The sequence below is a fragment of the Yoonia sp. R2-816 genome, assembly GCF_046762905.1.
In the GTDB taxonomy this organism is placed as follows: Bacteria; Pseudomonadota; Alphaproteobacteria; order Rhodobacterales; family Rhodobacteraceae; genus Yoonia.
Window position 1 is genome coordinate 1 of sequence record NZ_JBKQXN010000254.1, and the last position, 203, is coordinate 203.

Below are 203 nucleotides of genomic sequence, written 5' to 3' on the forward strand. Positions count from 1 at the left end.
ATGTACCGCTTCATCTCCTCGCGACCACAGGTCATCGAGAAAAAGAAGCGCAGGGCGGTAATGCGCGCGTTGTAGACCGAGGGCGTGACCCCGGCATCCGTCATGTGAAGCTGATACGAACGCAGGTCTTCCGTCGTGGCAGTATCGGGCGAGCGCCCCAGAAACCCGGCGAAATGCTTCACCGCCCGGATGTGCGCTTGTTG

Annotated in this window: 1 protein-coding gene; it reads right to left on the minus strand. The window is 60.6% G+C overall.

All coding sequences use genetic code 11. The features are described from left to right. A partial coding sequence (locus ACFWW2_RS16580; protein ID WP_393929740.1) for a phage integrase N-terminal SAM-like domain-containing protein occupies positions 1-203 on the minus strand: 203 nt, incomplete at both ends.